20 protein-coding genes, 1 riboswitch and 1 other annotated feature are annotated in these 22,084 nt (G+C 36.7%); of the genes, 1 reads left to right on the forward strand and 19 read right to left on the reverse strand.

Annotation, left to right across the window (positions count from 1 at the left end; translation table 11 throughout):
- Positions 1-10: 10 nt before the first annotated feature.
- From ACQKTA_RS11240 to ACQKTA_RS11330, 19 genes are all read right to left on the reverse strand, one after another.
- On the reverse strand, positions 11-1,027 hold the full coding sequence (locus ACQKTA_RS11240) for a proline racemase family protein (RefSeq protein WP_427814776.1): 1,017 nt from the start codon (positions 1,025-1,027) through the stop codon (positions 11-13).
- Between the two features lie 81 nt (positions 1,028-1,108).
- Positions 1,109-1,588, reverse strand: coding sequence for a glycine/sarcosine/betaine reductase component B subunit (locus tag ACQKTA_RS11245; protein WP_427814777.1), 480 nt, complete (start codon positions 1,586-1,588; stop codon positions 1,109-1,111).
- 25 nt (positions 1,589-1,613) lie between these two features.
- Positions 1,614-2,351: a proline reductase cluster protein PrdD gene (gene prdD, locus ACQKTA_RS11250; RefSeq protein WP_427814778.1), complete on the reverse strand. Its 738-nt coding sequence runs from the start codon at positions 2,349-2,351 to the stop codon at positions 1,614-1,616.
- A gap of 79 nt (positions 2,352-2,430) precedes the next feature.
- Positions 2,431-3,156 (reverse strand): D-proline reductase (dithiol) protein PrdB, encoded by a 726-nt coding sequence (prdB, locus tag ACQKTA_RS11255; protein ID WP_332581595.1) that lies wholly within the window; start codon positions 3,154-3,156, stop codon positions 2,431-2,433.
- Positions 3,157-3,158: 2 nt separating this feature from the next.
- Positions 3,159-3,464, reverse strand: a complete 306-nt coding sequence (locus tag ACQKTA_RS11260; protein ID WP_427814779.1) for a CBO2463/CBO2479 domain-containing protein — start codon at positions 3,462-3,464, stop codon at positions 3,159-3,161.
- A gap of 10 nt (positions 3,465-3,474) precedes the next feature.
- The gene (gene prdA / locus ACQKTA_RS11265; RefSeq protein ID WP_427814780.1) at positions 3,475-5,382 is read right to left on the reverse strand and encodes a D-proline reductase (dithiol) proprotein PrdA; all 1,908 of its coding nucleotides are present in this window, start codon (positions 5,380-5,382) and stop codon (positions 3,475-3,477) included.
- A gap of 26 nt (positions 5,383-5,408) precedes the next feature.
- The gene (gene prdC / locus ACQKTA_RS11270; RefSeq protein ID WP_427814781.1) at positions 5,409-6,698 is read right to left on the reverse strand and encodes a proline reductase-associated electron transfer protein PrdC; all 1,290 of its coding nucleotides are present in this window, start codon (positions 6,696-6,698) and stop codon (positions 5,409-5,411) included.
- A gap of 459 nt (positions 6,699-7,157) precedes the next feature.
- Entirely contained in the window at positions 7,158-8,516 is a 1,359-nt protein-coding gene (locus tag ACQKTA_RS11275; RefSeq protein WP_427814782.1) for a peptide MFS transporter, read from the reverse strand.
- Positions 8,517-8,545: 29 nt separating this feature from the next.
- On the reverse strand, positions 8,546-9,427 hold the full coding sequence (pepI, locus tag ACQKTA_RS11280) for a proline iminopeptidase (RefSeq protein WP_427814783.1): 882 nt from the start codon (positions 9,425-9,427) through the stop codon (positions 8,546-8,548).
- A gap of 13 nt (positions 9,428-9,440) precedes the next feature.
- Positions 9,441-10,517 (reverse strand): M24 family metallopeptidase, encoded by a 1,077-nt coding sequence (locus tag ACQKTA_RS11285; RefSeq protein WP_427814784.1) that lies wholly within the window; start codon positions 10,515-10,517, stop codon positions 9,441-9,443.
- Positions 10,518-10,956: 439 nt separating this feature from the next.
- On the reverse strand, positions 10,957-11,424 hold the full coding sequence (locus ACQKTA_RS11290) for a threonine/serine exporter family protein (RefSeq protein WP_427814785.1): 468 nt from the start codon (positions 11,422-11,424) through the stop codon (positions 10,957-10,959).
- Positions 11,425-11,475: 51 nt separating this feature from the next.
- On the reverse strand, positions 11,476-12,237 hold the full coding sequence (locus tag ACQKTA_RS11295) for a threonine/serine ThrE exporter family protein (RefSeq protein ID WP_427814786.1): 762 nt from the start codon (positions 12,235-12,237) through the stop codon (positions 11,476-11,478).
- A 72-nt stretch (positions 12,238-12,309) separates the two neighbouring features.
- On the reverse strand, positions 12,310-13,380 hold the full coding sequence (locus ACQKTA_RS11300; protein ID WP_427814787.1) for a M24 family metallopeptidase: 1,071 nt from the start codon (positions 13,378-13,380) through the stop codon (positions 12,310-12,312).
- A gap of 136 nt (positions 13,381-13,516) precedes the next feature.
- The gene (locus ACQKTA_RS11305; RefSeq protein WP_332581706.1) at positions 13,517-13,813 is read right to left on the reverse strand and encodes a thiamine-binding protein; all 297 of its coding nucleotides are present in this window, start codon (positions 13,811-13,813) and stop codon (positions 13,517-13,519) included.
- 114 nt (positions 13,814-13,927) lie between these two features.
- A riboswitch (TPP riboswitch) is annotated at positions 13,928-14,030 on the reverse strand.
- An 89-nt stretch (positions 14,031-14,119) separates the two neighbouring features.
- The gene (locus ACQKTA_RS11310) at positions 14,120-15,631 is read right to left on the reverse strand and encodes a chloride channel protein (protein WP_427814788.1); all 1,512 of its coding nucleotides are present in this window, start codon (positions 15,629-15,631) and stop codon (positions 14,120-14,122) included.
- 56 nt (positions 15,632-15,687) lie between these two features.
- Positions 15,688-16,770, reverse strand: a complete 1,083-nt coding sequence (locus ACQKTA_RS11315) for a replication initiator protein A (protein WP_407857532.1) — start codon at positions 16,768-16,770, stop codon at positions 15,688-15,690.
- Between the two features lie 652 nt (positions 16,771-17,422).
- Positions 17,423-17,968, reverse strand: a complete 546-nt coding sequence (locus ACQKTA_RS11320) for a hypothetical protein (protein ID WP_427814789.1) — start codon at positions 17,966-17,968, stop codon at positions 17,423-17,425.
- A gap of 12 nt (positions 17,969-17,980) precedes the next feature.
- The gene (locus tag ACQKTA_RS11325) at positions 17,981-18,829 is read right to left on the reverse strand and encodes a ParA family protein (protein WP_427814790.1); all 849 of its coding nucleotides are present in this window, start codon (positions 18,827-18,829) and stop codon (positions 17,981-17,983) included.
- Between the two features lie 781 nt (positions 18,830-19,610).
- Complete coding sequence (locus tag ACQKTA_RS11330; protein WP_427814791.1) at positions 19,611-20,678, reverse strand: iron-containing alcohol dehydrogenase family protein; 1,068 nt, start codon at positions 20,676-20,678, stop codon at positions 19,611-19,613.
- A 135-nt stretch (positions 20,679-20,813) separates the two neighbouring features.
- Positions 20,814-21,047 (forward strand) — a binding site (T-box leader).
- 149 nt (positions 21,048-21,196) lie between these two features.
- Here ACQKTA_RS11330 and ACQKTA_RS11335 point away from each other — a divergent pair.
- Complete coding sequence (locus ACQKTA_RS11335; RefSeq protein WP_332654292.1) at positions 21,197-22,021, forward strand: MetQ/NlpA family ABC transporter substrate-binding protein; 825 nt, start codon at positions 21,197-21,199, stop codon at positions 22,019-22,021.
- Positions 22,022-22,084: the final 63 nt, after the last annotated feature.

Consider the following 22,084-nt stretch of genomic DNA (forward strand, 5'->3'; position numbering starts at 1 on the left):
CCTCTTATAGCTAGCCTAGAAGAAATCCATCTTTCAACGAATCTTTAGGATCCACTAAAAATGAATTATAACCAGTGACATATGCTGATCCAGTGACACGTGGAATAATTGCTTTGTATCCTCCAACTTCAGCTTCTGCAACAATTTCACCTTTAAATTTTGTACATAAAATACTTTCGTAAACAAAGGTATCGCCAACTTTCATTTCACCTTTGCCATAAAGTGTTGCCAATTTTGCACTCGTTCCCGTACCACACGGAGAACGATCCACTTGACCATCACCAAAAACGACCACATTTTGATATGTTGCATCTGGACTAGTCGCCGGCCCGTAAAATTCAACTAAATCCACAGTTTGAATATGTTCTAGCGTTGGGTGTTTGACCTCGATTTGTTCATTGATTGCTTCACGAATAATTATTCCTAAATCATTAAATTTAGATGCGTTTTCTGGTTTGATTTCTAACCCAACTGACGAAGCTGGCAAAATCGCAAAGAAACTTCCTCCGAAGGAAATATCTACCGTAAGTTCTCCGATATCGGGAACATTAACTTTTACATTTTCTTTATATAGAAAAGATTCCACATTTTCAAAAGAGACAGCTTCTGCAGAATAGTCTTCATCCAAATGAACCATTCCTCGAACGATTCCGGCTGGAGTATCTTGCACCACTTTTACTTCACGTTCACCTTCTGGAACTTCAACCCAACCTTGTTCTACGGCAGCCGTCATAGCAGCAATCGTATTATGGCCACACATATTTAAATAGCCACCTGAATCCATAAAAATAATGCCATAATCGGCTTCTTCATGAATAGGTTCTGTAATAAAAGCACCGAACATATCACGATGACCACGTGGTTCTAGCATCAACATCTTGCGTAAGTTATCTGCTTCATTTTCTAAATAGGCACGTTTTTCGGCCATCGTTTCGCCAGGAAATTTAGGAATTCCACCAATAATTAAACGTGCAGCTTCACCAGCTGTATGGGTATCAATTGCTGAAATCATTTTTGATACTTTCATGATTGCCCTCCTTATTGAGCATAATTATCTGAACATACCATTCATTTAAATTTCTTATTACATCTTACACATCAATTTAGATCACCTTGGTTCTTGATTGTCTTTTCTCATTTTCAACTTTATAGAAGCTAGTGCCTTGGCTGCGTCACGCTGATCAATCGTATTTGCACCTACGATTTCCGTTTCAATTCCTTTTTCGGATTTATTAAAATCCAACACGAGCTTTGTAAATTCATTTTCAACGACAAATTTCGCTTGTGTTCCAATGAACTTAAGGCCAATTACGCTTATATTTCGCCGGCCAATTTCTTCTAAAGTATTTGCAAAATCAACATCAGAGTTGCCCCAACCGTCTGTTGTAGCAATCACACCATTCGTGCGCATTCCTTCCAACCAGATAGCAGTTCGTTGACCAACTAAATATTTCATCGCATTACTTTGAGGGGTACCGACAATGATAACTCCTTGAAAATCAATATCAGGATCTTTTCCCAAAAGATCAATCAATGGATCTTGAAAATGATGTAAAGATGTTTCTTTTGTTGATGGACCTATTCCCATGATGCCACCACCTAGTTCTTATTTGTTAAACCATTGAACGAATAGCTCCATCTCGATATTCGTTTGCAGATAAAAAGACTGGCATATTATTCATATCTATAATTGAAGTTCCTCCCGCAAAGCCACTTGGCTCATTAGGATAAAGCAACGTATCATACATCGCTCCTTGACCAGCCACTTGTTTTACTAAAGCAACTTTTGGTTTTCCTGGATGGATGCTCTCTTCATAGACATGAACTTCACATGCATCTTTGTCGTCCAGCATCTTCAAATTCTCTCGGATTTCTTGGATATATTTGTCTACAATAGCAAACATTTTAAGACAAAGCCCACGATTAAAAGGAGTCCCCTTTTTAGCTAAAAGATCTACCAAAATGATAGTGTCCTCTGCTTTAGGCGTCCCTGCTCGATCCAATACTAAATGATCACGCAATACACCTTCAGAAGACCCAAATTCATGCATTTGTTCTCCTTCTTCGATTGCTCCAGTCATGACGACTGCAACGCCTGTTAGTGTATGCGTGATCCCAGTTCCCAACACACCCAACACTTTCGTAGAAATCGGAATGATATCCATGATCGTGTTGGTTTCAACTTCATGTTGATGTGGTGGAAGTAATCGAATCGTCAGCTTCTGAATAGCGGCGTCTTCACAGTCAAAGTCCTGCTTAATTTGCAATCGATCTGGCGATAACTTCCAATTATCGCCAAAAACGACCTCTTTCATATGAAAAACTTTGATCTTTAGAGTTTCGCCTTGCATTAATCACACCTGCTTTCATCAAAAATGGTAGTTAGGTAAGTAGCCTAAAAAAGCTGCTTATCTGAATCGACCGTTTGATTTAGACGTGGGCAATGTATTCATAAGGTAATGGAACAATCTTCCCTGGCGTTTCGATTTTAACTAATTCTTCTAGCGTATCTTTTAAAATACCTGTTTGCATTTCAATGTTATGTGGTTCTCCAGCATTCGCGCCCATTGGTACGCGTGGTGCTACAGCACGCGGTGTCCCATTTTGACGAACAACTGGTGGTAATGCTGCAATTAAAATAGTAGGAATCCCGGCTTCCTCAATAGCTCTCTGCACGATCACGGCAGTTCTATGACAAGTTCCTCAGCCAGCAGTCAATACAACTGCATCGACTTCTTCTTCCAATAATTTTTTTGCAATTTCAGGTCCTGTTACATCGTGGAAAGCATCTTGGTCTCCCCCACCGCCCATGAAGGCATAGTGTACAGGTGCTGATTCTTTAATAAACCCTTCTGCCGCCAATTCATGTAAGCGATCAATTGGAAACATTGAATTAATATCACGGTTTGCATCCGCATTATCATAACCACCATGAGAAACCATTAACTCATCTATGGTAGATGTATCTGGTACTTCACGGTAAGTCGTATCTCCCGCTAAGTTGAATCGTTTATCTGTTTTCAAATGAACACCTGCAGCAGTTGCTAATGCTACACGCATTTCTTTAAGCTCTTTTTTTACCGGGGTAAAGACAGATTTTGGTGTAATTGGTACGAAAATTTCTGACTGTAACCCTTCAAAGACTGTTAAGCCCATGTTTAATTCTCCTCTCTTATTTCTTCACGTTTTTTTCTAACTTCCATTCGACGGCGTTCATGCTCATAAATAGCTGTCTTATAATGTTCGTCGGGTTCTTCTGCTAAAACTTCTGGATAGGTCATTAAAAACCCAACTTCTTGGCCAATTTCTAAATTATATTCAGAAATGATCATTCGACGTGGTACTTTTAATTGCCCCAAACGACCTTTCAAGTCGATAGTCACACTAGCATCAAAAAGTTCTACGATGATGCCTTCGAACATTTGTTCCGTCGAAATGTATTTGAGTTTGTTTATTCCATCCATCTGATTCACCTTATTCTTCGATTTCGTAAATTTCTTGACGCTTTTTACTCTTAGGTAAGCTTTGTTCATTTGGAGCCAATTCAATTTTCTTACCTGTTGTTTTTTCGATGATTTCAATATTGTTCAATTTAACATTGGGATTCCATTTACGTTCAGCAGCTTTGATTGTTCCGCCACCCATCAATGTTTTCAACATTGCTAAATCACGAATCGCGTCTTCTTTACATAGTGTGTTGTTTGATAAGATCTCATTTTCGATCCCTTGTTTTGATTTATTATTATCAACCATGGCGATCATTTCTGGATTACCTACCACTAACGCACCTTGGATCGCTGAATAAGAATCACCTACAACTTTGATGCCTCGTTTACCGATTTCTTCGATATGCGATGCAAAGTCGATATGGTTATTACCAAACCCTTCTGTTGTAACGATTGCGCCATCAACATCCATGGCTTCAACCGTCATTCCTAAACGTTTCGAAACATAGTATTTCTCAGTATTTGCTTGCGGAGAACCTACAAACATAACACCTACTAAATCAATTTCTTCATCTTCCATCGCTTCACGTACTAATGGTTCTCTCCAATAGTGACGAGAAGTTTCTTTTGATGCTGGTCCAATACATGTCAATGCATGGATCCCACCATCTAATACCTCGGTTGGTGCCAGCATAATTGGTAAATTACCAAGGTCCACGTTTGGTTTTGCTCCTAATGTTCCAACCGGTTCAATTGGCATGATCAAATTATCATGCATTGCTCCTTGGCCCATAATTTCTTTGATAATTACCACACGTTTATTGCCGATGCGGCGTTTTTGTACGATTTCATCTTGTTCTACTACAAGTGATTCGTCTGCCTTCTTCACAGCTTCACGGATTTCTTGTGTAATGTAGTCAGATGCTTTATGAGCGGCTAATGGTCCGGGACGTTCCATATTCGCGCCTTCTTTGATCGTTACTTGTGTTTTAATAAAAATCTCGCCTTTTTCAGGTGCTCCAGGACGGCCCCACATGATATTACGATCTAATTCACCTTCGGATGATCCGAATTCTCCGATCTGTACACCTGTAGCATCTGTTCCTGTAAGAACCATGACAACACCATCTAAAACACGTGTAACTCCATGGCCAATATCCGCGCCATCAACTTTAGTTGCGATTGGTTGTACGTCCATGATTGTTTCACTATATTCGTTGTATCTATCTGGTGTGATGATTTCAAAAGTCATGCTTTCCACTAGCTCTTCTAATTCCGCTGCTTCTGCACACATGTCTTCCATCTTACGTAATGTAAGAGTTGTTCCTTCAATCTTTGTTTCATCGCCAAAAACCACGTTATCAATCTTCATATGATCACGACGAACAGAACGAATAACTTTCTCTTCTACTTTTGCTTCTGATTCAGCAGTTGCTGGGCTTTCTGCCGTTGTTGCTTCTTCCATCGGGGCTGTAGGTGGTACTGGCATTGTAGGTGCCACACCCATTTGTCCTGCTACAGACAATGGTAATTCTAAATCAATTCCACGTCCTTCTGCGATATGAATCTTGATTGTTTGGACATTTCCCATTGGCGCAACCGGTACGACTGGTGCCACTGTGGCAGGTGCTGCTTGTTCAACAACCGGCGGTGCTTGCTCTTTACTTGCTTCTTCAGTAGCTTCAGAAACACCATCAAGTAATTCTTTTGTTAATGGAACCAACGCATCCGTTGTTTCTTTTAATGTGGTACCAAGTACTTGTTCGATTTTTAAAGCGCCTTCAGGAATTTCTAATAATCCTGAATCCTCTAAATCGGGAAAGATCGCTGGATCTTCTAAATCATCTGGTGCGATTACTTTGCCTGCTTCTGCACGGCAACACAATACTGCAGGATCTTTGGCATGTTCTTTAGCAGTTTCTGCTGTAATAGACATTCGTTAATTCCTCCTAAATTTTCAGATTAATTTGTAGGTAATTTACGATATAGTCTGTGACCATCTGCCCGCAGTACATGATCTGTATGATGATAAACCGGAACTCCTAACCTAGGAGCTACACCCATTACGGTGTTCGTTCAATCGGAACAAGATCCAGTCATCACTACTTCTGCTCCTTGTTTTTTCAACGACAGAACAGTTTGAGCTTGACCTGGACAAATACCTGGCAGGGCACATCTATATCTTCCATTCACTTCTACCATCCGCTTGCATCTTTCAGCAGCGACAACTTCTGCGCCCATATTGTTAGCAATTTCTGTCATCCGTTCAGCAGAACCTCCGCATTCACAGATCAAAAGACCGACCTTCCGGCTTTCTTGAGGGAATGGCATAGCGACCAATACGCCACCACTTATTTTTGTGATTGGTGTGATTTCATCCCCACTTCTTCCGGTCATTGGTCCGCCGATTACAATTTCGCCATGAGGTTCAACATACCCTCCGACATTATTGATCAATGTTTTAACTGGTGTACCAATTGGAACATCAACAAAGACGGTTTCTTTTTGTTTTACACGTCCAGAAACAGTTACATCTTTATCGATAAATGGCTTACGATCTTCAATTGCTTCCACAATCCGTTTAATCGTTTCCACATTATCGATCACCGCTCCAACTTCAGTAGGAAGCTGACCCGGTTCCAAAACGATATCCATAACTTCCCGCACGATCATGCGCTCATCGCCTGCTGGATAAATATCTGGTAATTGATAAACCTCTAATGTTGGTTCACTATCAACCGCTTTCAGTAGCCGTGTGACTAATACTCGATGTTTGCCTTTTACAGCAATCACACCTTTTGGTGCTTTAGTCATTGCCATGCAATACTTCATTCCACGAATCAATTGATCGATGTGTTCGTTCATTTGTTTGACATTATGGATAAGTAAGGCTTCGCACTCTGCTCCATTAGCGATAAAAACGCCTTCAGGAATCTCACAAGCTAATTTCAAAAAGGTTGGAAAACCAGCACCGCCAGCACCAACGATCCCAGCGTTTTCCACCGCTTTAATCGGACTGTCTGTTTCAGTAATCGGTAAATACGTTGAAAAATTTTGCTCTTCATCGATCATCAAAGCAATATTATTTTCGTCTACATCAATTATTCTTCCAGCAAAGCTTGCATGGATATTGGCACCTAATCCATTCGGTTCGGCAATCAATTGTCCTCGCTGAACGTGATTACCTGCTTTTACAATTGCTTTACATGGAGCGCCAACATGTTGTTTTAATGGTATAAGAATTTGTGTCAATTTATTTCACCTCCTGACTTTTACATTTGTTCGAACTTGAGCAAACCAGCCACCCGTAGTTCAAGTAAATAATAGCACAATCATTTTGCTTCTGAAAGATGATAAATTATAAACTTGGTATTTTTTAATAAAAAAATTAGTTGCTCATTCTAAAAAAAATATAAATAAGTAAAATCCTACTTTATTTATTTTATATAAAAAAAGCTCAAAACGCTTATATACAGGTAAAAAAACCTTGTAAATATTACTCCAATTAATGTTTATTATAATTTAAGGTAATAAAAAAATTGGTTATCTACTAATACATATATTAATTTAAATAGTTATTTAAATGATAATTATTCTCATTTATAGAAACCGCTTTCTATTTAATTTTTCTATAAAACATCCTTATTAAAAACTTCACTTTAATGCAAAAAAATACACTGATCTCGATTGAGATCAGTGTATTTACCTTTTTTACTCAGCTGTTTCCAATTTATCAAGTGATTTACTGCCGAACCATAAAACAATCCCTAATATGATTACAACTGCTGCTAAAATTCCATAACCCATTTGGAATTTAGCTGGATCTGCTGTTTCTAATACCGCATAGATGACTGGATAAATCATTTGCGAGAAGAAAACGGCGATCGTCCAAACACCTAAAAGCAAGCCCATCAATTTTGCTGGTGCTAATTTAGCAATGAACGAATTTCCTAATGGAGAGAAAACCATTTCACCAACGGACATCAATAAACTCACTAATGCTAGCCATAAAATGCCTGTGTGTCCATTTCCGATTCTATCTGCAAGCACCATCACTACATAAGAGATACCTACTAAAATCATTCCTAAAGCGGTCTTTTTAAACATGCTCATGTCCCCTTTAGGACGTGTAGCTAATTTTGTCCATAAACGACCTAAAACTGGTCCCAATACGATACAAGTCAAGGCATTCATTGAATCAAAGTATGAAGTTGGAACTTTGAAGCTGCCGATCATCCAATTTGCTCGTTCAATAAATCCAGCACCATCACCATAGCCAAAATAGAAATATGCCGGCATATACGCTAAATACCAAACTGTCCAAAAAGCAACAGAAAACAAAGTGACCAAAATAATTGCAACGATTCGTTTTTTATCACCTGAAGTTAATTTTGTATCTGCTGCATCATTCGCTTTTTTACCAGCTGATTCAAATTGACGTTGATCCACTTTAAATGGTTTTTTTCCTGCTTCACCTAAAGAACGGCTATTAAAGATAAACCAAAGCGCATCAATTAGTAGCAGAATTCCACAAATCAAAAATACAAAGTTGAAACCAAAAGCCGGAATCAATAATACTAGAAAAGTCGTCCCAATAAATGAACCAACATTCACAAATGAATATTGAATCGAGAAGGCTTCATTTAATTCTTTCTCGTCACTAAACAGTAAAGCATTCACACCCGAAAGGTTCCCCTTAAATAATCCTGTACCAAGTGCAACTAAAATAATCATCAGCCAAACCATTCCCATTGAGCTGGCTTGCCAAGCTAACATATAGCCCAGACCCATCATGATCATTCCGGCTGACACACACAGGCGCGGACTTAACCAATAATCCGCGATATAGCCGCCAAAAGTCGGTGTAATATAAGTGGCTGCTACAAACCAAGCTGAAATTTGTACACCTTGTGCACTAGTCATTCCTAATCCACCTGAAGCAGCTGTTGTAGCGATCCAGATCGCTAACATATATTTTGCAGTATAAAAGGCACATCGCTCAAATGTAAATCCGAGTGCACAGACATAAAAACCAAACGGCTTTTTTGTTTTTACCGAAGTTGTCTCCACTATCTTCTTCCCTCTTTCATTAAAAAATTTTAGTCGTTGGCTGACAGCCAATTTTCCAGTAACAGCATGTATTTTTCACGCTCTTCCACAAATGGCATATGTCTGCTATTGGCAAACAATTCCCATTTCGCCCCTGGAATCGCATCATACATTGTTTTAGCTACTAAAGGTGTAGATAAATCATTTGTACCACTTGTAACAAGTGTTGGCACAGTGATTCCACTCAGCTTTTCCGTATAATCATACCCTTGCAGTGTGCCCTCTGGAGAATATTCATTAGGACCCCAAGCAGTAAGATAACTTTCTGTTCCGGCTACTTTTTTACGCCACAAAGGCTCTGGATCATTTTTGGTAAATACTGGGGCAGCATGACGAACCATATAACGATCGTTAGCGGCCAAATAAGCTGGATCACTATAATTATTCGTTTGTTCTGCTTTAGCGATCGCCGCTTGATCCTCTTCAGACATAAATTTGATCATTCGATGTTGCTCTTGTGCCCAAAGTTTAGCAGAAGAAAGAGTACTTGAAAGCACCATACTTTTTATTCCTTTGGGGGCATAATCACAAACATAAATAATTTCCAACATACCGCCCCATGATTGTCCGAGCAAATGAACTTCATCAAGTCCAAGATGCTCCCGCAAAGCGATCAATTCATTGACCCATGTCTCAGCTGTCCAAAGTTCCGGCTGTGATGGTACCGCCGATTTTCCACAACCTAATTGATCGTACATGATGAGTTGGCGTCCATCGCCTGCCAACTCATCAAGAACTTCAAAATAATTGTGGGTAGAACCTGGACCACCATGCATGAGAATCAAGGGTTTTTTATTACCCGTTTGTTCTCCAACGATTCGATAATAAGTTTTATGACCTAAATAAGGCATATATCCTTCTTCGATTTTCATACTTTTTGCCCTCCTAACCGACAACTTCTAAATCTTTAGGATAGTGGTTCAAGTTCTCATAGCCATCTTCTGTACAGATAATCAAATCTTCGATACGCACACCGACTTCGCCCGGAACGTAGATGCCCGGTTCAATCGAAAAGACCATTCCTGGTTCTGCTACGCTATGATTAGCCGCCGAAACATCCCCTGCTTCATGACAATCGATTCCAATAAAATGACCTAAACGGTGAGTGAAATATTCACCATAACCTTGCTCTGTGATGTAATCCCGAGCAGCTGCATCTAAATCAGAAAATTTTACTCCCGGTTTAACCATTTCAATGGCACGACGATTAGCTTCTAAAACAATCTCGTAGATTTCACGGGCTTTGTCGGATACTTCTTTATAAAAGACCGTCCGTGTCATATCAGAAGCATAGGAATTTTTGATACCTCCAATATCTAAAATGATTGAATCCCCTGGTTTCACTTTAGAGTCATCTGTTTCGTGATGTGGATCTGCAGCATTAGCTCCATAACCAACAATTGGGTCAAAAGAAAAACCACTGTTTCCTAAATCAGCATAGATTTCCGCTAATTTGTCACGCATCTCAAGCTCTGTCAATTCTTCTGGCAATAGATCCTTTAGGCGCCCCACAGCAATATCATTATCTCTCGAAGCTTCACGCATCAAATCAAGTTCGTCAGCATCTTTGACTGCTCGAACAGCATCTGTAACTTCTGAACCATTGCCCAATTGTGCATTCGGTGCAATTTCTAATAATCTCAATAAAAAGTGCGCAGGCCAGTTCTTATCGATCCCGATCTTTTGATCCGTATCTACATACTCTAATACTTTTTTGACTGCATCATCTGTATCATCGATAAATACTTTTTCAACGCCCAAATCTTCTTCAATCGGAAATAACTTGTTTACGATCAACGTATTTTTATTTTCTGGGGTAATTACTAATACAAGTAACCGTTCACCTGGATGGATCCAGCGTCCCGTTAAGTAAAAAATAGTCGTTGGATCTGAAACTAACAATTGGCCATACCCTTGGTCTTTCATTTTTTTGATGACTCTTTCAACGCGTTCTTCTTTCAAAATCTTTCACTCCTTCAATAATGATAGTGGTATATTGCTATTTAAAAACAGCTCACTTTTAAGTTACTGCTTTTAATTTATTTAAACGAATCCAGCTGATCTGTAACAGTTCATACTAAAAGAAATGTTGACTCGCTTTTTTAAAAATAATTTAAAAAATAACTATAAAGCCAAATATTTAGTTTAACCTTTACTGATTTTATGATCATGAAATAAAATGAATCCGTTTTAATCATTCTACTATACTTTTCTGAACAATTAAACAATTCTTAAAATTATTTCTAAGCACTAACAGTACCGTACTTTATCCTCTTATTTTAAATATTGTTTTGCAAAAAAAAGTATACTCATCTTTTTTGTATTAAAAATCCCTCTCTTTTTTTATCATTCAATAACAATAAATATAATAATAAAAAACTAGTATTGTTATATAACAACACTAGTTTTCTTCCACTATTTTGTTTTTTTGCATTTTATGATATGAATAAAAAAATTTAGGCGATAATTCATACCCAATTGTGATCCCTACTGCAATAGCGATCGCAATTTTTAACACTTGAACACCAATTTGCGCTGCTTCGATTGAATTGCCTATAAAAAAACTATACGTAAAATTGTAAATACCCATCCCAGGTACTAAACAAAAAATACCACAAATCAAAAAAATCGTGACCGGAGCTTTTAAGGCAAAGGATGCTTCTCTTGAAAGATAGATCAAGACCAAAGAAGCTATGAATGTTGCCATGACTGGGGCAACTAAAAAGTACATAATCAATAAATAAATAAACCAGCCACAGGCTCCGATCACACCACAATAAATATAATAACGTCGTGGGACCTCAAACAAAATGGCAAAGGAAATCGTTCCTAAAAAACCGGCTATGACTTGCAAGACTAAATTGACCAATCGCTTCTCCTCCTCTTTGATGAATCAATAATACCTTTATCTTTCAACACTTTAGTACAACATATCAAAGACTTGTAATACCAACCCCACACCAACTGAAACACACAGAGCTGTGATCAAAGCATTCACGATTTGTCCCCAACCAGAACTATAGTCGCCATCAAATAAATAGCGGATACCATTGACGATAGCAACTCCTGGTAACAAAGAAATGATCCCACCGGTAACCAAACTAGTCAATTGAAGAACTGGAAAAAAATGAACAAATAGACAAGCAAGAATGCTAACGAATCCACTACAAGCTATTGTCGAAATAATATCAGATAAGTTGAATTTCGGTAATAAGCTCATAGAAAATAGTGCTAACAATACACCTAAAAAAAGAGCTCCGATGGCATCCCAAAAACTACCTCCAAAGATAAAACAAAAGCTAGCACTACCAAAAGCATAAGCGAAAATTTTCAATGGTGTAGAAGCAAATGACTCTTGTTTAATTTGTTGCAACCAAAGATACGCGTCTTCCGGACTCAAACGTTTTTCTGTTAGTCGACGGGATAACGTATTGATTTGTTCGATTCTCCCCAAGTTAATTGGTGATATCGGAATATCCCTTACTCGTGCCTGAACAGTTTTATCTTCTAAGCGTGCGGTCATAAAAATACCATTGATCAACACAAAGCTGTCAAATTCTTTTAACTCTAATGCGGCAGCGATATGACGAATCGTTGTTTCGATTCGTTTGATCTCGGCCCCATTTTTTAATAATGTCTCGCCAATATCATAAACTAAATCAAAGCATTCCTGCTCCTTCATCCGCTTCCCTCCTCTGTAAAAAAACGACGACAGCTTATGCTGTCGTCGTTAATAGTATAGCTTAAGCGCGGCTTACAATTCAATCAAATCATGTGGGATACTGATCATATTTTCATAACCGCTCTCAGTGATCAAAACTTGATCCTCGATTCTCACGCCGCCCCATTCAGGAATATAGATACCTGGTTCGATCGTCATGACCATATTTGTCTCTAAAACATCCTCGTATTGTTCATCGATATAAGGCAACTCGTGAACAAACAAACCAATACTATGTCCGATGTTACGATAAGTATATTGAGGATATTCTGTCCCGGCTAATGGTTTCAATGATGCTTGATAGATATCTTTGACTGCAGCTCCATTTTTCATAACAGCCTCAGCTGCTTCCAAACTCTGCTTTTCTAACTCATAGACTTCTTTTTGTTTTTCTGAAGCTTTTCCTACGACTACTGTGCGAGTCATATCAGACATATACCCCTCATATTGACAACCAAAATCCATCAGAACAAAATCGCCATACTCGATCACCTTTTTTGATGGTATGCCATGTAACAAAGAAGTATTTGTACCAGAGATCAAAATATTTCCATAAGGTTGTGTATCTGCACCTTCTTGTACCATGTATAATGAAAGTTTTGCCGCCAATTCTTTCTCGGTTACCCCAACATGAATATCTGATAGTATGCGGTTAAAAGCACGACAAGATATTTCACAAGCATTACGCATATACTGGATTTCTTGAGGTGATTTGATGGCACGCATCCGATCAATCACACCACCCGCTTGGATAAATTCAGCAGATGATTTAGTTGTAAAATCAGCATACATGTCATACGTTAGATAGTCCGCTTCAAAAGCAACTGTTTTGATTTGTTTTTCGCTTGTTAAACGAGCAATAGTATCACCAACCGTTTTTCCTGGCAAACGCCAATTGATAATTTTATAGTCAGGTACTTCACGTGCCGCTTGCTCGGTATAACGTGGGTCTGTCAAAAAATATTTCTCGTTCGGAGTGATCAGGATAAACGAATCATCTCCTGTCCAGCCACTAGTAAAACGAACATTCACTCGCTTCGCAAGAAAAAAAGCATCCATTTTTTCTTTTTCTAAATAAGATTGAATCTTCTCTTCATTCAACATCTTTCCACATTGCCTCCTCTTAAAACACTTTTGTGTCTCTAGACTAGCAGTGGAATTAAATTTGGTCAAACGTTTTCAAAAAATATTATAGCAATAATCTTTACAACTTTAACTGCTTTTTATCCCTACTTTACTTTCAATGTTGGTGTTTCTTAGTTTTCTTTTCGATTGTTAGAACGTCACCTTCTGGTTGATACACAATTTTGATATACGCTGAAACTTGTGGTGCCCCCGCTTTGATTGCAATCAATTGACAATTTTTGATAATTTCCATTAATCCTTCATAATCACCTTCAATACTCGTTTCAAAAGCACCAACTTGATAGGTATATCCAGTTGATTGAATGTAAGCAATGACTTCATCGACCACCCGAATCAATTCCTCGCTACTTTCCGTTTTTGGTAATACTTGAATGGCTACGCTTGCTTCCATGAGCGTCCTCCTTTTAGATAGTCATTAAATAAAAAATGTGAGCCATTATCTATCCAGATAATCACTCACATTTGAAAAGGATTCAATCAATCATAACTAATTTATTATTCAATTCAATAAATCAGTTTTTATTCCTACGTCAGCATTATCTGAATCAGGTCAATGGGTCGAAGTCAAACTTCCTCTCAGCCAAAAAATAGCTCCCCACATTTGCTATTTAATTATTTCCATATTAGACCTCTACATTTTTTCCGTCAACTATTCTTGAAAAATAAAAAAGTACGAGAAAAATTTTCTCGTACTTTTTTATCGACGACGATGTCTGCTCATTCGAGTAGTTGGTTGCTCTTTAACCGAATCTGTTAATTCAAAATCGGTCACTCGCTTCGTTTCACCTTTAGATTGAATTTTTTTTCGATCTAGCAAATCTGATTTTGCAACAATAACTTGTGGCTGTGCTTCTGTTGTCTCAACTTTTTTACGCTCTGCTGATCTTCTTCGTTCAGCCATTTCTTTAGAATTAGATTCTTTGAGTTCTGTTTTAGTTGAACGTTTCGGTAATTGCGGAAGTTTAAAGGTTTGAATGGTTTGTGCTTCATGGAAAAACGGTACCCGTTGCACAAATAAATTGGCTAAGTAGCCTGCCAACCAAATCCATAAGAAAAGTTCCACTGGAAATACTAATAAAAACAAGCATGCAGTAGCAAAAGGCTGCTTTAAAATCACCGCACAAGTTGCTGCAGTAAAGACTGCTGCTACTACCCCTGGTGAGTAAGGCAATATATTTGCAAATGCTAGAGCAATAGCAATACTTGAAAAAATCATTGGAAAAATTGTTCCGCCTCGCCAATTACAAGCTAAACAGATCATAGTAATCACTACTTTTCCTAAACCGATCAAAAGTAAGATGAAAAAATTCATAGTCTCCGCTTGGCGAGTAAATGATAGTAACGTATGCTCCCCCGAAAAAAGAAAATAAGGAGAAATCACACCAAGAATACCTAATAAGATGCCGGCAAAAATTGCCAACGGTAGTGGATTACGTATCCGCTGATTCAATTGTTCACTCTTTTTTCGTAGAAATAAGAAAAATTTCCCAAAAAGAGCACCTAAAATAATCATTGGAACACATAACAGTACGCCTTGCCAAGTAAAATTAATTGCCATTCGACGAATCGCAAAAACTTGTTCTTGATCTGGAAATAAATTATAGGTTACTAGATAACCGATAAATCCTGTAAAGGTCGCAAAAATATATAATACATATTTCTTCAACTTGCTTTCCGTTACGACTCGCCAATCTTCTTTTTCAGCCGAACGACCAACTCCGAATAAGGGGGTCATAAAAATGACGCCTAACGATGTCCCGATTCCAAATTCTGTTAAATCAGCTCGCTGACTTTCAGAAGTTTTTCGTTTATCCGCTACATAAGTAATTAATCCACCGATCATTGCTACTAATGCTGCTTCCGGGCCTAAGCTAGCTCCAAAAAGTAATACAATAAAACCCCCTAAAAGGTTACGAACGATTTGTCCTTCATGATAATCAATCCGTTTTGTTTCCTGATATTCAGTCAGAGATTCTTGCAGTGTACGAGGATATCCTCCAAAGGCTCGAACAAAAAATCCAATAAGAATTCCACCAATTGGACAGATAATTAATGGATAGAGTCGCGGATTTCCAAGAGCTTGTGGCAATATTTGCCACAGCAACTGATGTCCCAATTCTGAAACACCCATAAATAAGGCTACAATCACTCCAATAGCTAATCCTAACAGACCGCTGTAGCCAAAAAACGCTAGTTTAAACTTATTCATAAAATTAACCTTTCTTCTTGTTAGACTCCGCTACATTATAACAAAGGTTGTGCGTCTTAGGAGGCTTTTTTTACGACTTTTTGTGTTTTATATTGTTTTTGCTTTTCTTTTTGCTTCATGATATTTTGTTGAAGTCTTGAAAGCGTTTGTTCTAATTCTCTCGTCATTTCATAATGATCGACTAGATACTGACGAGTCTTTTCTGTGAAGAAGCCGCGCATAAAGGTAAAAAAGAATGCTTCTGGATTTTTCACATTCTTATATCGATACATTTGTTCTAAGGCTTTAGCAACTGCATCTGAAATTCCGGCACTGAAATAGCTATTGTCTTCAAAAGTCAATACTTCTGATTCAGCAGGCAAACCAGCTTCGATTAATTGTTGATTACTAGAATATTTGGCTTTGAAGATGGTATCGATAAACCACCTCGACTTCTCATAACTATTATCACAAAAAGGCAATAAACGTTGAAAAACTTGCTGAGGTAATAAATGAGTATAACGAGCAGCTAACGCCTCGATCAAGACACTATCTTGAGAGGGTGCTGCAGAATTTGTAGTCACGCGAGTTACATTTGTTGTATTTGTTATATTTTTTGCTAATTGTTTTTGTGTACTTGTAAGCAAATTTTGCGCAGACGTAGACGCAGATTCTGCTACCCTATCCACAGGGGATAACTTTGGTTTTTCTGTCACAGGATTATCCACAGTTTTAATTGTCCGTGTTGTCATAAAATTTTTAAAAACTAGTGGAATAGTTGTTCCTTCAGATGGCGCTTGAGGATTAGCAACATAGATTCGATAATTTTTTAAGCCATGTCGCATTACTTGGATTAGGCCCAGCTCAGCCAAAGAACTTTTAAGATTTGTCACTTTTCTTTCCGAAACACGCAGCAAAGAAGCCGCCTCTTCGTTGGAAAAATAAATATAAGGATGCCCGTCCTCGTTTAACCAACTACCATCTTTTTGGGAATTATAAATACTACAAGACATACGCATGGTATATAAAGCATGAAGCATCATGGCTTCAATTGAAAGGGATTCATAGATAGGATTGTTAATAAGATTTAGATCAACGGGAATATAGTTACCGTTAGGCAAGTTTGTTGCCGTCATAATATTCGTCAATGTTGTGGACATCACAAAAAAACCTCCTTAGATTCTTTCATACTTGTGGATAACGAAAGTTTTTAAAAAGGTTTGAGTTCTATCACAGATATATTGAGAAAGCACCTTAAATATGCTATACTTAATAAAGGTTAGGCAAACACCAATTTTTCTAACCCTTTAGAATTATTTGTATGTGATATGCTAATTCGCCAAAATTAGCTCAAACCTTTGAGTTTAGAGATCGCCAAATCTTTAAACTCTTTTTTTTTCGTTTTTTTCTACACGTTTAGAATAATGGATTGGAAGCCTAATGTAAAGCGATTCCTATACATCTTTTTTTAGAGTAAACTTTTAAAATGTTTGTAAAACTTATTTTGGTTTACTTTAATACAAGCAAAAATAAGTTTAAGTTTACCTAAGTTAAACTAATAAAAGTTTTTAAAGTAAACTATAATATAGTAATAAGACGAGTTGTGGAAAACTTGAAGTTAAATAAAAACTACGGCACACAAGTTTTAGATAAGTTATCCACAAATAAAAGTGTAAATCGTTTTCTCTTATAAAAGTAAACCTTAAAATTGGATTAGGACAACATAAAGTATACCGATAAGAATGATAGAATCTAAAAAAAGTAAACCTTATTGCAGGAATAACCTGTTAATAAGGTTTACTTTTTTTACGATCATTTCTCATCGTTTTCTAATTCTTTGAATAATTTTTGATATTTAGGCTTTTCTTTATACTCCTGCATTGATGCTTCTTCTAATTGATCTAAAAAATTACGATCATCTTTTGACAATCCTTTTTCGATATAATAATCATAAAGAAAATCAATCATTTTATCTGGCGTATAACCATCAAATTTAGCATTGATCAGATTTTGCATACGAATTTTTGTCCGAGCAGAGATTTTTTGCATTTCTAAAGCTTTCAAACGTGGGTCATAATATTGACGTTTACGGCCTCGTTTCCCCGTTTCTGGTTCTTCTCGAACAGAAGTATTTTCACGTAAGTGCGGAGAACGTTCATTCAATCGATCTGTTTCTTCATGAACAGAAGCACGACGGAAATCATCCTCAAGACTAAGTGATCTGTTAGCTAAAAGATCTTTTGAAGTGGGTTTTTTGTCTTCTTTTTTGTCTTGATTTGAGTACTCAGACATTTTTTCAATGCCTTTATTCTTTTTTTTCGCAGTTAAAAGCGAATCCAGTTTCATTTTTTTCGCCATTTAACGTCTCCCCTACTCTTCACCGCTCAATATACGACGGTGTTCATCAATTTCATCTAAAATATTGACAAAAACTTCATGTGCACGTTTATCCCACTGTTCTACTTTGCCATTTTTATTAATATCATAGGTAATACCAGAGCCATCGTAACGTTTTAAACGACTTTGGTTCAACACAACAGTATCCAATAAATGAGCACCATAAATATCTTTTGCAGCAGTATAAATTTCTTGATCCACAGAATCACGTTTTTGCATCATAAATGGAACGATTCCTACTACCTCTAGATCAGTATCGTATTGTTCAATAAAGAAATTCATGTAATCAATGTAATTTTGAGCCCCTTTTAGAGATTTTACTTGTGTTTGTAAAATCACTATGACGTATTCTGCAACATACATTGCTGCATTTGAATAGGTACTAATCGTCGGTGGGACATCAATATAGATGACATCATAAATATCTTTCAACGGCTGAATCAATTTTTCCATATATCTAAATTGAGAAAGTTTATCACTAGGATACTTTTCAATCATATAATCAGGAAAATCAGAAAATGAAATATTTGCAGGAATCAAATCAAGGTCAGGCATAATGTTATAAATAGAAGAAGTTATGTCCCCTGTTCTAACAGCTTCCCAAATAGTCGCATCAAATTCATCGGGTAAATTTTCATTCCCAAAATTTTCAGCTGTGATAGATAGTACATCACTAGTATTTCCTTGAGGATCTAAATCAATTACTAACGTTTTACGTTTTTTTCTAAATGCACTTTCAAAAGATAACATTTGAACGGTGGTTGACTTACCTACCCCACCTTTAAAATTTCCGACTACATATGTTTCAGCTTGTTTTGGCATAAAAATTCTCCAATCATAATTACTCAAATAAAGTTTACTACAAAGAAAATAATAATGCAATAAAGTTTACTACAAAGAAAATAATAATGCAATAAAGTTTACTATAAAAAGCTCAAATAAAGTTTACCACTATGCCTTTAAATAAAGTGTACTTAAATAAATCAATAAAGTAAACTTTATTATTCGATATATAAAGTTTACTTTGAAATTATATATAAAAAGTTTACTTTTTATAAAAGGTAAACTTCATATAATGCATAGGTAAACTAAAAAAAATAAAAAGTTTACTATTGAAAAATTAAGGTAAACTTTTTACTCATAAAAAAGCTTATTTAAAAGTATTTTATTATATAAAAAGTAAACTAATTACTATTTAAGGTAAACAATATAGAAAATAAAAAAAAACTTTATCATTGAATTGAAATAAAACAGGTAAACTCTTTGAATATAAAGTAAACCACTATTTTTTTATAAAAAGTAAACTATATAATTAAGGTATACCGTTTACCTAAATGGATTTTTTTTGAAGTAAACTTTTAAAATAAAAATAAGGTAAACCCAATAATTGAAGAAGAACCTAAAAAATAGTTTACTTTTAAAATAAATAAAGTAAACTTATATATTGATAGTATAAAAAGTAAACTGTATTTTCAACTTAAAGGTAAACTTTGAAACCGGTTTATTTTGTGTGCTAGTATGGCTATAGATAGATAAGTTCATATTTTATAGTAAACTTCAAAAAAACGCATTAGGGTTAACCTTAATGCGTTTAAAGTAAACTTCATAATGATTCGATGATTTGAATTGCTTGATAAATATCATCAACAGTAATATTAGCATCAACCATATTAAAAGTTTCGGCAGATGAAGCAGCGTGTTTAATAACAGGAGCTAAGTGCTCTGTGGATAGATCGCAGACATTCAATTGTTGTAATTTTAAGGGTAAACCGGTTGCTTCATAAAAAGGTCTTAAGTTTTTGAGTTCATCGAGATCTTTGGTGTGGGCAAGTTGAACTAAAATGCCATAAGCAACTTTTTTCCCATGAAGTTGGTCATGTGTTTCTTCTAAATAAGATAGCCCATCGTGAATCGCGTGAGCTCCAGCAGAACGACCATGAGCAGCAGCAAATCCACCTGTTTCCCCGGCAAGCCCAATAATTGTATCAGCCACACGACTGAAAGTAGGGGTGATTTGCTTGTTTTTCAAATCATTTATGGCTGAAATAGAATCTGTTAAGAGCAAATCTTGAATCGCTTTTGCACTGGCAATCCCTAAACGTACATAGGCAGTTTTTTTATCTTCAGTGAGGGTTCGAGTGATACCTTCAATTTCATACCACTTAGCTAATGTATCGCCGATCCCGGCTATAAAATAGTCGACGGGTGTATTCAACAAAAATGACCAATCGACTAAGGTTAAGAAAGGAGCTCGTTTCATATAACCAATTGATTTAAAGGTTCGATCTGGATGATAGATCGCAACAATCGGTGTGAAGGGAGCACAATTAGAAATCAAAGTTGGAATGACTAATAATTCAGCATTTAATTCTTCAGCGGTCATCTTGGCCGTATCAATCAGACGGCCACCACCGATAGCGATAATTAAATCGGCAGCAATGATTTCTGAAGCGAGTGCTGAAGCATTCTCATAACTAGCGGTTCCATCGTAACGATAAACAGGAAATGGGAGTTCATTTTTGTAGTAACTTGTAAAAATATCAAAGGAGGTGTCTCCAGTAATAATAAAAATTTTTTCAAAATCAGTGAGATAGCTAGGCAAATTTCTTAAAATATTTTCATCGCTTACGTAACGGTTCGCGCCTGGTCGTACTTCAGTAGCAATATCCATTTGGTCAACTCCTTAAATGTGATTTAAAATAGTTTAGACCTTGTTTAAATTAAAGTCAAATGTGTTTTTGATAATAAAAAAGGTTGACATTTTTAATTTAGATGTGTAGTATACGATTTATCAATTTGCAAACAAAGAAACGTGATGAAGAGAAAAGTATAGATCTTAAAGCATTAAAGAGAATCCGGGTAGGTGAGAGCGGATATGTGGCATGGTTTAGAAAATGGTCTCTGAACGGGATTGTCGATAGGTAGACAATGACGGGGCAGCGCTCGTTAAAAACGCTCAAGTATAATTAGTACTTGTAAAGACGGTAGTCGTGAGGTTATCGTAAGCAAAGGTGGTAACGCGAGTAATCTCGTCCTTTTCTGACAGATTTAGTGTTGGAGAGGGGCGAGTTTTTTCTTTGTCTATCTGCACATTGATAGGTACTGATTTTTCATTCGAAAAATCGGTACTGTTTTACGGCCATTATAATTTTAGAATCAAAAATAAAAAGTTAAATTAGGAGGAATAAAATGAAACGATTGGGTAAAGGAATTTTATTAAGTGTTGTGGCATTGGGTGTGGGAGGATTATTAGCTGGATGTGGTAGTAAAAGTGAAGCCAAACATTTAGACGAAAAATCAGTGACGATTGGGGTCACTTCTGGACCACACCAACAAATTATGGAAGAAGTTGCTAAACAAGCCAAAAAAGATGGAATCGAAATTAAAATAAAAGCTTTTGATGATTACAATACACCGAACACGGCATTGAATGATGGCGACTTAGACGGAAACAGTTATCAAACGTTGTCTTTTCTAGAACAGCAAGTGGATGATAAAGAGTACAAACTCGAGTCGGCGTTTAAAACAGTCGCTTTTCCATTAGGGGTTTACTCTAAATCAATTGATAATTTAAGTAAACTTCAAAACGGAGATAAAATTGGGGTGCCAAATGATCCTACAAACGAATATCGTGCATTAAAGTTATTGGAAAAAGCGGGCGTATTGAAATTAAAAGCTGGTGTTGAAGTTAAAGCAACTAAAAATGATGTTGATGAAAATCCTAAAAATATTGAAATTGTTGAATTAGAAGCATCACAAATCCCATCGCAATTAAGTGAATTATCTGCAGCAGTAATCAATACAAACTTTGCATTTGGTGCTGGACTAACGATCAATGATGATGCAATCTATCATGAGCCTTTAGAAAATAACCCGAATTTCAATGTGTTTGCTGTCCGCACGGAAAATAAAGATGACAAGATCATCAAAGAAATCAAAAAATATTATCAATCAGATGAAACGAAAAAGTTTATTGAAGATACCTTCAAAGGTTCTGTTGTCCCAGCCTTTTAAGAAATCATCGTGAGCTGCCGGCTCTGTTACTTATTACTTGAGTAAGAGAGTTGGCAGTAAAAA

Origin of the sequence: Enterococcus sp. 22-H-5-01 (assembly GCF_050310005.1) — a bacterium.
Lineage (GTDB): Bacteria > Bacillota > Bacilli > Lactobacillales > Enterococcaceae > Enterococcus_A > Enterococcus_A hailinensis.